At 54.7% G+C, this 13,025-nt stretch carries 10 protein-coding genes; 3 read left to right on the plus strand and 7 right to left on the minus strand.

All coding sequences use genetic code 11. The annotated features are described in order from the left end of the window. Positions 1 to 225 precede the first annotated feature (225 nt). Both VD17_RS23590 and VD17_RS32295 read left to right on the plus strand, forming a co-directional pair. Complete coding sequence (locus VD17_RS23590) at positions 226 to 774, plus strand: cupin domain-containing protein (protein WP_007895886.1); 549 nt, start codon at positions 226 to 228, stop codon at positions 772 to 774. 267 nt (positions 775 to 1,041) lie between these two features. After that, positions 1,042 to 1,557, plus strand: a complete 516-nt coding sequence (locus VD17_RS32295; RefSeq protein WP_185753202.1) for a hypothetical protein — start codon at positions 1,042 to 1,044, stop codon at positions 1,555 to 1,557. Positions 1,558 to 1,575: 18 nt separating this feature from the next. Here VD17_RS32295 and VD17_RS23595 read toward each other — a convergent pair whose 3' ends face one another. Together VD17_RS23595 and VD17_RS23600 are read right to left on the minus strand one after the other, a co-directional pair. Beyond that, positions 1,576 to 2,262, minus strand: coding sequence for a DUF4225 domain-containing protein (locus VD17_RS23595; RefSeq protein ID WP_046055908.1), 687 nt, complete (start codon positions 2,260 to 2,262; stop codon positions 1,576 to 1,578). Then, positions 2,255 to 2,755, minus strand: a complete 501-nt coding sequence (locus VD17_RS23600) for an Hcp family type VI secretion system effector (protein WP_046055909.1) — start codon at positions 2,753 to 2,755, stop codon at positions 2,255 to 2,257. Before VD17_RS23600 ends, VD17_RS23595 begins: the two co-directional genes overlap by 8 nt. Before the next feature lie 495 nt (positions 2,756 to 3,250). Here VD17_RS23600 and VD17_RS23605 point away from each other — a divergent pair, with 495 nt between their 5' ends. Continuing rightward, positions 3,251 to 8,014, plus strand: coding sequence for a DUF3320 domain-containing protein (locus VD17_RS23605; RefSeq protein ID WP_046055910.1), 4,764 nt, complete (start codon positions 3,251 to 3,253; stop codon positions 8,012 to 8,014). 68 nt (positions 8,015 to 8,082) lie between these two features. Here the strand turns inward: VD17_RS23605 and VD17_RS23610 are convergent, their stop codons facing one another. From VD17_RS23610 to VD17_RS23635, 5 genes are all read right to left on the minus strand, one after another. After that, positions 8,083 to 8,376 (minus strand): hypothetical protein, encoded by a 294-nt coding sequence (locus tag VD17_RS23610; protein WP_046055911.1) that lies wholly within the window; start codon positions 8,374 to 8,376, stop codon positions 8,083 to 8,085. A gap of 568 nt (positions 8,377 to 8,944) precedes the next feature. After that, complete coding sequence (locus VD17_RS23615) at positions 8,945 to 9,163, minus strand: PLD nuclease N-terminal domain-containing protein (protein ID WP_046055912.1); 219 nt, start codon at positions 9,161 to 9,163, stop codon at positions 8,945 to 8,947. A 185-nt stretch (positions 9,164 to 9,348) separates the two neighbouring features. Continuing rightward, positions 9,349 to 10,764, minus strand: coding sequence for a purine-cytosine permease family protein (locus tag VD17_RS23625; protein ID WP_046055914.1), 1,416 nt, complete (start codon positions 10,762 to 10,764; stop codon positions 9,349 to 9,351). Between the two features lie 286 nt (positions 10,765 to 11,050). Continuing rightward, entirely contained in the window at positions 11,051 to 12,202 is a 1,152-nt protein-coding gene (gene argE, locus VD17_RS23630; protein WP_046055915.1) for an acetylornithine deacetylase, read from the minus strand. Continuing rightward, positions 12,199 to 12,876: a DUF1028 domain-containing protein gene (locus tag VD17_RS23635; RefSeq protein ID WP_046055916.1), complete on the minus strand. Its 678-nt coding sequence runs from the start codon at positions 12,874 to 12,876 to the stop codon at positions 12,199 to 12,201. The genes argE and VD17_RS23635 overlap by 4 nt, the downstream gene beginning before the upstream one ends. Positions 12,877 to 13,025: the final 149 nt, after the last annotated feature.

The raw sequence follows: 13,025 nt of genomic DNA on the forward strand, positions 1-13,025 counted from the left end.
GACACCCAGCAACCGTACTTATACTTTTCAAGGCCAAACCACCCGATTTCAGGACAAAACAACCTTTTTACCCAACCATTTATCGAACCTGCTGAGCAACACCACCAAACGTGATTTAATACCCGCCTTTCAAATTTCCGGGACAGGGAAGCGGTGTTTTTCGCGGCCAAAAGTCGCCCGCCATCCACCCCCATAACCCTTAAGTATTCTTCGCATAAGGCTGTCATGGACACGGGCTCACGACTCAAATTAGTACGCGAAAGCTACAAACTCTCCCAGCGCGAGCTGGCCCGGCGTAGCGGCGTCACCAATGCCACCATCTCCCTGATCGAACAAAATCGCGTCAGTCCCTCCGTCAGCTCCCTCAAAAAACTGCTCGAAGGCATTCCTATGTCTTTGGCGGACTTCTTTACCTTCGACCAGCCGCCGCGTGAGCATCAATACGTGTTCCGCGCCAATGAACAGCCGGATCTCGGGCGTCATGGGCTGCGGTTGCTGCTGATTGGCGCTTCGGTGCCGAGTCGGCAGATGCGGTTGCTGCGCGAGCAATACGCGCCAGGGGCGAGTTCGGGGGAAGAGCCGATTGTGCACTCGGAAGGGGAGGAGTGTGGGCTTGTTACGCGGGGGACGGTTGAGTTGACGGTTGATGGGCAGATTAGTGTGTTGAATGCTGGGGATGGGTATTACTTTCCGACGACGTTGCCGCATCGGTTTCGGAATATTGGGGCGGATGAGGCGGAGATTATTAGTGCGAATACGCCGGCTAACTTCTGATAGCGATGAACTCTGGCATCGTTCAACTTGATTTTCTGCGATTGATAAAAGTCCGACTCCCGTTCAGGTTTCGGACTTTTTATTTTCACGACACTCCAAAAATATTTCTATTACTCAGCTAAATCTACAAGCTTCCGATTTTGAAGACCCTCTATAGCCCTGGTTTTTTGGTGAGTTGCTTCTGGATCGTTGGGAAAAATACGTAAGAAAAAAAGAAATGATGTGTAAGGCTTTTCGGATCGTCGCTCGTTTGTGTCGTTTGTTAGAGTGAGCCATATTAATGGTGTGGTTATAATTTTGGGTGTGTGCGCTAATTGTATCGAAGCTCAAAAAACTATCAGGCTGTATGAGGGGGCAATAATGCGGTTGCGGGTTTTTTTTACCGTTTTAATTTCGGATTCACTAGCTGTTATGCTTTCGATGTTTTATGCGTTATTACTTACGTGGTTAATAGAGATAGTGGTCCCTTTAATTGGGGTTTGTTATTGGTTGGTGCTAGGTGCTTTTTTTGTTATTTTGTTGTTTGTTAACTTTTATTACTGTTCTCCCGGTTATATTGATGTTTCACTTGGGCGCGATCTTAGTCCCGAAAGAGACTCTGCTTGGGTTGCATATTTTGGCGCTTTTGTCGGTTCTTTGTTCTGGACTGCTGTTATCGTTCTACAAATTGATCAAGCATTTTCGCTGCAAGGCAGTCTTTCGTTTGTCGTTAGTGCGGCTATTTTTATGTTGGTTTTTGCCTGCTTATGCATTTATATAATGAGGCTGCGTCGAAGAAAGTGATGTGCTTGATGATGTGGTTCATTCTAAATCTGTTTCTTCTACTATGTTTTTTATTGTGATTGTATCGATCAATGCTTCAAAGGCCAGTGCCAGTTTTCCCATTTGTCTGTATGCTCGTTCATAGTTGATAGGGTCTTTCCTGAAAAGTTCAAGCGTATCAGTTTTACGCACTAGACTCATTACGCCGAAAGCTGATAGCCCTAAGTCCACAGAATAATAGATAGTGTTTCCGGTTTTAGTGTTTTTGGCTAGATGTTGATATGTTCTTCTAACTGGCCCTACTGTGCTGGGTGCGTCAGGTCCGTTGTATATATTTCCTGCGCTTTCATAAATGTTATTTGCGCCATGCGCAATGTAGGTTAACCCACTGGTTAATTTAATGCCTCTTGAGTTTCCGAGTGATGAAGCCCCGGTTTGAATCTGAATTGCTCCCGCTAAAATCCCAATGCCATTTTGAGTGTAAAACATCGCTTTGGATGATAATTCGGCATACTCGTCTCTGATCTCTTGCAAACCCTGTCGTGCGCTGATCAAGCCTTCATCAACCGCTTGGATAATTTCGTTAGCAAAAGATGAAACGATCGAACTAAATTGAAGCTGCAAAAAACTATCGTACAGCTGCGTAGCGCCGATAGTGCACCCGAACGCCACAAGATCGGACGCAGCTTTAGTCACGTCATGAATATCACAGGAATCATCATTCATCCTCAATTCCCCACGTACTGTAAGCACACGTTCCCGCCTGAACGTGCGTCCAAGTGATATCACGATATCGGATGGATACCATCTCTTGAGGTTCTGCATCATTCATATGTATGGCATGAGGAACTTGAAGGTTGATGTGCGCGATTTTCGCCCCGGTGAGTTGTATTTTATAATATTTATCTTGGCCGCCCGCCGGAGATGTTCTATAGAAAAAGATAGTGCACTCAATGTCCTCCCTTTCATGGAGTGCACTAGCCAACAAAGGTGAAGATTTATCGATGTTCTTCGTAATCATGATCGGCAGATGTTTGCCGCGACCACCTGAAACTCCACCGTCGTTACCTGTAATCATGTTGTGCGAATACGCCAGAATCATGATCTCGTCTTTATGGGCGATTTGACATTTACTCCCTATAGATTCCACACCGGAGCACCCGGCGGAAATTAAACCTTGGCGTTTGCCGGTGATTCTCATGTATCCGTGATTAGCCATGCGGGGTACATCCTGTTTTCTGATTGCTTTATTTCGAGCGTATCAGATGCACTATTGACAGAATTTTGATTTGGCAAATCTTTCAATTAAGTTAAGACTCGTCTTACAGCTTGTGAAGAAATTAGTGATGGAAGAAACCTACAGGCGGAATTTTTTACCTTTGATCGGCTCCTGCGTGAAAATCAATATGCTTTCCGAGCAACCACAGCCCAATCTTGACGTCGTGGGCTGTGGTTGCTGCATGAGAGTAAACGCGGGACGAGTCGGAGGAGGTGCCGTTTATGCTTGCGGGTGGGGCACGGCGAGGTTTCGTTTCACGTAATAGGAGGGCATTTTTTCCTTCAGCATTTGTGGGCTTATCGAAAAATAGCTGCATTGGCACATTAGTTCGTTGTGACGGTGATGATCGTCGTTCATGATCAATCTTTTTTCGTGAACCCACGGAAACCCATTTCCCATCGTTTTCAGCCCCGATCACGTTTCAAGAGAGACCTCATGAGTTCAGGGATTAGTCAAAAGCTGCAGGGTAGCCGCAAGGAACTGCTCGATATCGGCCTTCGCAACACCATGCTGAACTTCCGCGCGTCAGCCAAGACGTTGACTGTGGTGGATGAGCTTTCAGAGTCAGTGTTCCACCTGCTTTATCGGCAGGAGAAGGCCATGAGCTTTTCGCCAATGGCACGCCAGAAGTTGGCGGCGTTGGCGAAAACCGCTCAGATCGAGGGGGAAGACGCTCAGGACGCTGCGACTGATGAGTTGCTGTTGCATGAACTTGACGGCTTGGGCGAATCGGGGTTTGTCGACGATGAGCTGGACGAGTCTGGGCGAGCGCGTCGGCATACGGATACGCGCCTGCAGATAGCACTGGATGAGGAACGCCTTTTCCTGCAGCTGTTGAGGATTCATAGCGAGGCGCGAGCGTTTATCGAGGAACAAGGCGTAAACACCCTGTTTCTGGCGCTGGGCTTTCTTCATTGGTACGAAGCGGACAGCTCAGAGACCCTTCGCAAGGCTCCCTTGATGTTATTGCCGGTGACCCTTGAACGCAGCGGCGCAAAGGACGCCTTCAAGCTGAAGTATTCCGGCGACGAGTTGATGCCTAACCTGTCTCTGATCGCCAAGCTCAAGACCGATTTTGGTCTCGACCTTGCGGCCTGTGAATTCAGTGAGGATCGCTTCGATGCTACGGAGGGTAGTCTAGACAGCTTTTATGCCGAAGTTACGGACCTGATAAGCAAGCAACCCCGCTGGAAGGTTTCAACCAACGAGGCTGCCCTCGGGTTCTTTTCCTTCGGAAAGTTCCTGATGTTCAAGGATCTGGACCCGAAAAGTTGGCCGCAAGACCAGCAGCCCGACGCCCACCCGGTAATCAATCGGCTTCTGGGACCTGGCTTCGGCGACCAGCGGCCAGCCTATGCCGAGGATGTGAACATCGACTCGGTGCTCCAGCCTGGGGAAGTGCGATTCGTTAAAGACGCAGACAGCAGCCAGACTGAAGCGATTCTTGAAGTGCGAGAGGGCGCCAATCTGGTTATCCAGGGGCCCCCGGGAACCGGTAAGTCGCAGACCATCACCAACATCATCGCGGAACTGATTGCCCAGAAAAAAACTGTGTTGTTCGTGGCCGAAAAAATGGCCGCCCTTGAAGTGGTTAAACGTCGACTCGATCAATGTCACTTGGGCGATGCAGTGCTTGAGTTGCACAGCCATAAGTCGACTAAAACGTCGGTGCTCAAAGAACTCGGACGTACGCTTGAACAAGGCCGGCCACTGACCAAGGTGGGCGAGGATGATCTGGCCAACCTGGCGGAACTGCAAGGCAACTTGAACCGTTATTGCTCCGCAGTGAGTGCGCCTGTGGGTGCCAGCGGCATGGACTTTGTTGAGGTGCTGGGGCGGTACCTCAAACTCAAGTGCAGCTACGGTGTGTTGCCTACGATTGCTTTCGCGCCAATGGCGTCATGGACTCAGGCTGATCAGCTGAAACGCCGCGAACTGGTCGAAGAATTAACACTTCATCTCAAGGAAATGGGCCGCCCGGACCAAAATCCGTTCTGGGGAAGCAAACGAACTTTTTTCTCTCCCATTGAACAGAACAATGCGAACGATGCGTTACAACAAGCAAGTGCGCACTTAGCCGCTTTGGACGCTGCCGCCAAGGCGCTGTCGATTCGACTGATGCTGACTCAGCCCGCCACTCTCGCGGACGTTGCTGTCATCTGCCGCGCCGCAAGGCGGGCGGCCGAGGCGCCTCGTTTGCAAGGTGTAGAGCTGAGTACGGGAGACTGGCAGCTGCGCCGCGATGCCATTCGTGAATTGCTTGATGCTGGCCAGCGCATGAGCATGTGCAAAGCCAACCATGGCGCTCAGTTGATCGAGGCCGCGTGGGAGCAGGATCTGTTGGACGTTCGGCAGAACCTGCTGGCCTACGGTGACAAATGGTGGAAGGTATTTTCGGGGCGCTATCGTGCGGCCAAAGCTCGTTTGCAAGGGCTTGCACAGGGTGCGCTGCCTGGCAGCAATGCCGAACAACTTAGTTTGGTCGATTCGGTTCTGACCTATCAACAAAGCCAGAAGGTTTATAACCAGCACGAGGGGCTGGGTAGTGCGCTATTCGGCGCTCAATGGCAGCGTCAGCAGTCCGACTGGGCGGTACTAGAGCGCGTTAGTGCCTGGGTTGTCCAGCTCTACGAAGACCTCGGTAATGGCCATGTACCACAAGGAATCATTGCGTTTCTCGCCGGGCACACGGACGCTAGTGGGCTTGGGGAAACTGTCAGTGACATTGAGGAACATCTCGCTGGCCTTGATCAGGCATTGCTGGCTGGGCTGGAAGTCATCGGCATGCACGATGACAACGCCCAAACGCTGCGCAACTTGGATCTGTCTGCCTTAGGCACACGCTTGCAGCTGTGGCAGGCCAGCCTGAGCGCGCTTTACCAAATGGCTCGGCTCAATGTGCTGTCGGGCGAAATGCATCAGGCCCAACTGGACGAGTTGTTGAACATCGCGCTGCGCAGTGACACGCCCGATCAGATACCCGCCATCCTCGACTTTTCCTGGTATTCGGGGCTTGTGCAAAAGGCCTACGCCGAAAAACCAGCACTACAGCAATTTGACCGCATCAAGCACGAACATCAGATTGCCAGGTTCAAAGCACTTGATGCTGCTTCGTTGAACCATGCTCAAACATATTTGGCGCGTCAGGTATGGGAGCACATGCCCAATGTGAACCAACCGGGAGAAATGGCAACGCTGCGTGCAGAGCTGAATAAGAAACGTCGGCACATTCCGATACGCCAGCTGATCGACAAGGCTGGTCGGGCGATTCAGCAAATCAAGCCGGTATTCATGATGAGCCCTATGTCGATCGCCAACTTTTTGCCTCCAGGCAAACTGGCATTCGACGTAGTGGTGTTCGACGAAGCCTCTCAAGTCAAGGCCGTCGATGCGTTTGGCGCGATATTGCGCGGCAAGCAAGTGGTGGTTGTAGGAGACACACGGCAGATGCCACCTAGCGATTTGTTTAGCCGCGACATCGCACCTGATGACGAGAACGACGCCACCGCAGACATCGAAAGTATCCTCAGCCTGTTCAAGGCAGCAGGTAGCCAGGAACGCTACCTGCGCTGGCACTATCGCAGCCGGCACGAATCACTTATCGCTGTTTCCAACGTCGAGTTCTACGACAGCAAGCTGGTGGTATTTCCCTCTGCTGGCCAGCATCTCCATGCAAAGGGTGTGAGCTTCGATTATCTGCCCCACGCACTGTATGACCGTGGCCGCACTCGAACCAACAAAGAAGAAGCCAAAGCAGTCGCCCATGCGGTGATGAAGCATGCGCTGGAGACACCGGAACTTTCCTTGGGGGTTGCCGCATTTAGTGTCCCTCAGCGGGATTTGATTAATGTTGAAGTCGAGTTGTTGCGGCGTAAGACACCTCAGGCCGAAGTGTTTTTCACTGCACAGGGGAGCGAACCGTTCTTCGTAAAAAACCTTGAAAACATTCAAGGTGATGAGCGCGACGTGATCTTCATCAGCATTGGTTATGGCCGAAATGAATCCGGTCGTATCGCCCGTGAATTTGGTCCGCTCAATAAAGATGGTGGGCATCGTCGGCTTAACGTTCTGATCACGCGGGCAAAATTGGCGATGCGGGTGTTTTGTAACTTCCGTGGCGATGAGCTGGACATCGATGCCACTGCCAAGCACGGCGTACGGGCTTTGAAAAATTTCCTCAAGTACGCGGAAACGGGTGAACTTGAAGTGGCCAAGGAAACCGGCAAAGCTACGGACTCGCCCTTTGAGGACGAGGTTATCCGGGCATTGCGTGATCTTGACTACCAGGTAGAGCCGCAAGTCGGCACCGCTGGTTACTTCATTGACCTCGCAGTGAGAGACCCCGAATTCCCAGGCCGTTACGTGCTGGCCGTTGAATGCGATGGCGCCGCCTATCACAGCTCGCGCTCTGCGCGTGATCGCGATCGGTTGCGCCAAGGTGTGCTTGAGGGCCTGGGCTGGAACTTCCATCGTATCTGGAGTACCGATTGGTTCCGCAATCCCAAGCAAGAAATTAGCCGCACAGTGGCAGCGATCGAGGCTGCGCGCGAACGCATAGCCAACCGTCGTAACGTCCCGGTTGCAGAGACTTTGATCGAGCCCCTGCATGAAATCCTCCGCGATGAAAGTGTTGACGAAGTCGAGCCGGCTGCCAGTCCGCGTTATGAGAAAGCGCGGCTCGCTGCAGTAACCAACCAAGTGGAACTGTATCAACATCAACCTGAACACCTGCTGCAACTGATACGAACAGTTGTTGATATTGAATCTCCAGTGCATTCGGTCGAGGTTACTCGACGTCTCATGGATGCATTCGGGGTGACGCGGCAAGGTTCAAGAATCACCGCCGCTGTAGAGCATGCGATTGGTATGGGCGTTAAACAGAGGCACTTCTTGCGTCGTGGCGAGTTTCTTCACTTGACCGAAGGTCGCCCCGTTGTCATCCGCAGCCGAGCACATTGGGAGTCCACCGAGCGCAAGTTGGAGTGGGTCGCACCTGAAGAGCTCGACCAGGCCTTGATAGAAATCATCATCTCGGGATTTTCCATGAGTTATGACGATGCGATCTCTGGAGCTTTGAGATTGCTGGGCTTTGGTCGTGCCACTGCCAAGGTGACAGCGCTATTGGAAGAAAGAATCGAGCAATTGATCAGTGATAGGCGTTTGGAATTGAGAGAGGGTCGATTAGCGGTGTGTGCCTGATAAGGTATGCAGTTGTGCAAATAATAGAAAACCCGCAGTGATGCGGGTTTTTTTCGACTCGAATTTGGTCACTGACCCTTTGGCGCATCAAACCCACGCTGCTCAATCACCCGAAACACATCGCTCACATCCTGGACCATGATCCGGGCGATGTTGGTGACGGTGTTGATGTCGTTCTCGGCGTAGTCGGGGAGGCTGGTGCAGGCCATGAGGTTGAGGTACTTGAGGACGGCGCTGAGGCGTTCGCTGACGCAGTTATGGAGTTCGCGGAGTGGGGCGTCGCTGTCGATGAGCAGGACGGGGTAGTCGGTGGCGAATTGGGACATGGGGGTGAAGCGGCGGGGTGGGTTTTGGGTTGTCATGGTTTTAGTCCTAGAAAGATGAATCACATCCGTCATAACCAGTTCACAGTCGGAAATCGGCTGTGTTGTGACTGACGGTATTTGGTGTCTTCTTTTTAGGGCTGCGAATCCCTGCCGCTAACTTCTGTCAGCGACGGGGTGAACTATAAGCGGCGATTTTGGCGTCTGCAAACGGGGGTGTAGGACGACAGATCGGGTTTTGCCGTTGATAGTGGAGGCTGCAATTGGCTGTTTGGCAGTTGTGGATTCAGAAGTTGTTTGGTGTCAGATCAATCTTGTTTGCTGGATTTACGGCTGCTGCGCAGCCGAACGCAGGCTTCGCCAGCTGCTACAGGGTTTGGGTGATGTTTAAAAGTTCGGTAGGGTTTGGGGCGGCTTCGCCGCCCAGCGGGAGCAAGCTCCCTCGCCACAGAAGGTGGTTTCCTACGAGACTTTCGGAGCTGAAGATTAATCGAGCGAGGTCTTCTCCAGTTCTAACGGAAAGTCAGAAACAAAAAAGCCCCGAATCTTCGGGGCTTTGTTGTTTAGTTTGCGCAGTTCCCAAATTCTTACCGCGCAGCCTCCGCCGTCATTGTCTAGCCTGCGGTGAATGCGGGTCGTGATCGGTGTGTTTCGGTCCCGCCAGTGCCCACGCTATCAGCCCGAACAGCGGTACAAACACGATCACCACCATCCATACGAGTTTGTTGCTGGATTTGCCTTCGGCTTTTCGCACTTTGTTGATGGCCCATAACTCGATCACTACGAGAATTGCGGCGAGTACGATCCAGATGGTTTCGGTTTGCATTGGTCACCCTCCTGATAGTCATTCAGTTAGGTGAGTCGTGCTGGGCAGGGTTCATTTAATTTTGGAGGGTTGCGGGGGAGATGTAGGCAGGGTTGCTCGCGATGGTGGTCTGTCAGGCAAATCAATATTGACTGTCAGGGCCTCATCGCGAGCAAGCTCGCTCCCACAGGGGATTGGGGGTTTAGTTAGATCGAGTTGGCGAGTTTTCCGGTTGAGAGGCGACGTTTGTAGGCGGTGTCGCGGTTGGCTAGCCAGTAGTAGAGCGGCGACGTGATCAGCAGGCCGACCAGCCAGGACAGGTCTGCCCCATTGATGTGTTCCGAAATCGGCCCGACATACAGCGGCGTGTTCATAAACGGAATCTGCACCACGATCCCGATCGCATACGCCAACAACGCCTGCGGGTTGTACCGGCCATAGATCCCGCCATCGACCTTGAAGATCGAGCCGATGTCGTACTGACCTTTGTGAATGGCGTAGAAGTCGATCAGGTTGATCGCGGTCCACGGCACCAGCACCACGAGCAGCACCAGCACCATGTCGACGAAGTGGCCGATGAAGTTGGCGGAGGCGCCGACGGCGGCGAAGCAGCAGGCGGCGAGGACGATGATGGAGAGGACGGCGCGGCTTTTGGCGGTCGGGATCCAGCGGTAGGCGAAGGTTTGGACCAGGGTGATCAGCGACAGTACGGCGCCGTACAAGTTGAGGGCGTTGTGGCTGATGACGCTGAGCAAAAACAGCACGAGCATCAACGGGCCGATGGAGCCGGTGGCGAGTTTGACGGCGTCCATGGTGTCCATGCCGACGGGTGTGGCGAGAACGGCGACGGCGCCGAAGATGAACGAGAGGCTGGAGCCGAGCACGGTGCCCAGGTAAGTGGTCCAGAACGTTGCGGCCACGGGCACGTTGGCCGGCAGGTAGCGCGAGTAATCGGAGACGTAGGGGGCGAAGGCGATTTGCCAGAGCGCGGCGAGCGATACGGTGGCGAGCCAGCCGGAGATGTTGAAGCTGCCGCGGGTGAGGAAATCGGCGGTTTGCACGTGGGTGAAGATGTAGCCGAAGCCCAGCACGATGCCGGCGCCGAGCACCCAGGTGCCGATGCGGTTGAGCACGTGGATGAAGCGGTAGCCGATGATGCCGATGATGCCCGAACCGAGGGCGCCGATGACGATGCCCACCGGCACAGGCACGCTGTCGACCACGCCGTGCAGGGACTTGCCGGCGAGGACGATGTTGGAGGCGAAGAAGCCGATGTACATGATGCCGGCGATCAGCACCACCAGCAGCGCGCCGAGTGAGCCGAACTGGGCGCGGCTCTGGATCATTTGCGGAATGCCCATCTGCGGGCCTTGCGCGGAGTGCAGCGCCATCAGCACGCCGCCGACCAGGTGGCCGACGAGGATGGCGACGATGCCCCACACCAGGTTCAGGTGAAACATTTGCACGCCGAGGGCGCCGGTGACGATAGGCAACGGTGCGATGTTGCCGCCGAACCAGAGGGTGAACAGGTCCCTTGTCTTTCCGTGACGATCTTCGGGGGGCACGTAGCCGATGGTGTGTTTTTCGATGAGCGGGGCGGAGGTTGTTGCTGCGGTAACCATGACGGACTCCAAGGCAATTTGAGTACGTGGACGTACTTCGGTGAGCGCTGCACGGGGGCGACGCTTTTCTTGTTGGAGTTGATGATGTGCGGTGGGGAGTGAGAGATAAATTAGTAAGTTTGTTGGCATAGACGTTAAAAAAAGTATGCCTATGGGCAGCCACAAAACCTGTGGGAGCGAGCTTGCTCGCGATGAGGGCCTGGCAGTCAAAATTGATTTGGCTGACAGATCGCTATCGCGAGCAAGCTCGCTCCCACAGGGGATTTTGGGGTGTTCAAAATCTTTGTTAATCGCTGATCGATTGCAGCATTCGATGGAGCATGGCGTCGCAGGCGGTGAGTTGTTCGAGGCTGACGAATTCGTCGGGTTTATGGCCCTGATCCATGCTGCCGGGGCCGCAGACGACGGTGGGAATGCCTGCGGCGTCGAATAGGCCGCCCTCGGTTCCGAAGGCTACGGTGCCGAACTCTCGGGAGCCGGAAAACGCAGCAATCAACTCAGCCGCTTCGCTGTGCGCATCGGTCGCCAATCCGGGGTACGCCGACAACTCGCTGAAGCGAATCTCACTTTGTTCACTCACAGCACGCATGCGCGGCAACACCTGCTGCTCGGCATAGGCCTTCAGCTCCTGCGCAACCTCACTCGGATCATGCGAGGGCAGGGCGCGGATTTCGAAGTCGAAGCGGCAATCGGCGGGGACGATGTTCAAGGCTTTGCCGCCAGAAATCACGCCGGTTTGCACCGTGCTGAACGGTGGATCGAAACGCGTGTCGTGATGCTCGGGCGCCTTGAGCCGGTTACCAATCCGCCCCAGTTCACCGATCAGTTCAGCGGCGTACTCGATGGCATTGACCCCAAGCGGGGCGTACGCCGAATGGCACGCTTCACCGTGGATGTCGCAACGCATCGCCTGTTTGCCTTTATGGCCCAGCACCGGTTTCAGCTCGGTCGGTTCGCCAATGATGCAGAGCATCGGTTTGACCGGGCGCTTTTCCAATTCCGACAGCAACGAACGCACACCGAGGCAACCGACTTCCTCATCATAGGAAAGTGCGATGTGCACCGGCAGCCGCAGTGTGGCTTTCACCAGCGACGGGACCAGGGCGAGCACGCAGGCGATGTAGCCTTTCATGTCCGCCGTGCCGCGACCGTACAGCTTGCCGTCGCGCTCGGTGAGTTCGAACGGCGCAACGGTCCACGGCTGGCCGTCGACGGGCACCACGTCGGTGTGCCCCGACAGCACGATGCCCGGCCGGTCCACCGGGCCAATGGTCGCGAACAGATTGGCCTTGCTGCGCGGCTCGTTGTAGACCAGCTCGCAAGGCACGTCGAAGCGTTCGAGGTAGTCGCGGACGAACTCGATGAGGTGCAGGTTCGATTCGCGGCTCGTGGTGTCGAACGCCACCAACGTTTTCAGCAAATCGAGGCTGTTGCTCATCGGTCGTCTCCGGCGACACCGTAGCCGGGGGATTTGTCAGGGGCGAGGGCGCGGTCGATGTAGTCCTGAACTTGTGGACGATAGGCGTCCCACAATTTCTCAAGCTGGCCGATTGGATCGTGATCCGCCCAATCCACCCGCAGGTTGATGATCGGCCAGGTCAACTCGCCGACCACCACCACCGCCGCCGAATGCACCGGCCCGGCTTCGCCGCCCGCTGCGATGGCCGCTTTCATGGCCGCGAGCAGGCGGTCGGTCAGTTGGCCTTCGCCATGTTCGAACGCCTCGACCATGGCCTCGATCACTGATCGATCCGCCAGCATGTTGCCGGCAGCGACGCATTGGTCGCCGGACACTGCATTGTGGTTGCCCAAGGTTTGCGCGCCGCTGAAGTGCGCGGTGCGGCCGAGATGGTCAATCGCGGTGATTTGGCGATATTGGCTGTAGCCGTTGCGGGTCAGGACTTTGTCCAGTGCCTCGGCGGGGGATAGGCCTTGCTCCATGAGGGCGAGGGCTTCCGGGCCGAGGGAGGGCAGGGTGATGTTTTGCGTGGAGACGGCGCCGACACCCGGCAGCAGCCAAGGGCAACGGGCGCCGACGGCGATGCTGGAGGAACTGATCGCAATGCCGAACTGACCGGTTTCGGGGCAACGGGCGGCGATGGAGAAGGTCATGGTTTTGCTCCTTGTATTGCCTTGGCGAATGAGGTGTCTGTGCGGACGCCATCGCGAGCAGGCTCACTCCTACAGAGGATCTTCGGTGGCCACAAAATTTGTGTACGACGACTAACCTGTGGGAGCTGGCTTGCCTGCGATGGCCGCGA

Origin of the sequence: Pseudomonas fluorescens, from assembly GCF_000968015.1 — a bacterium.
GTDB classification, from domain to species: domain Bacteria; phylum Pseudomonadota; class Gammaproteobacteria; order Pseudomonadales; family Pseudomonadaceae; genus Aquipseudomonas; species Aquipseudomonas fluorescens_W.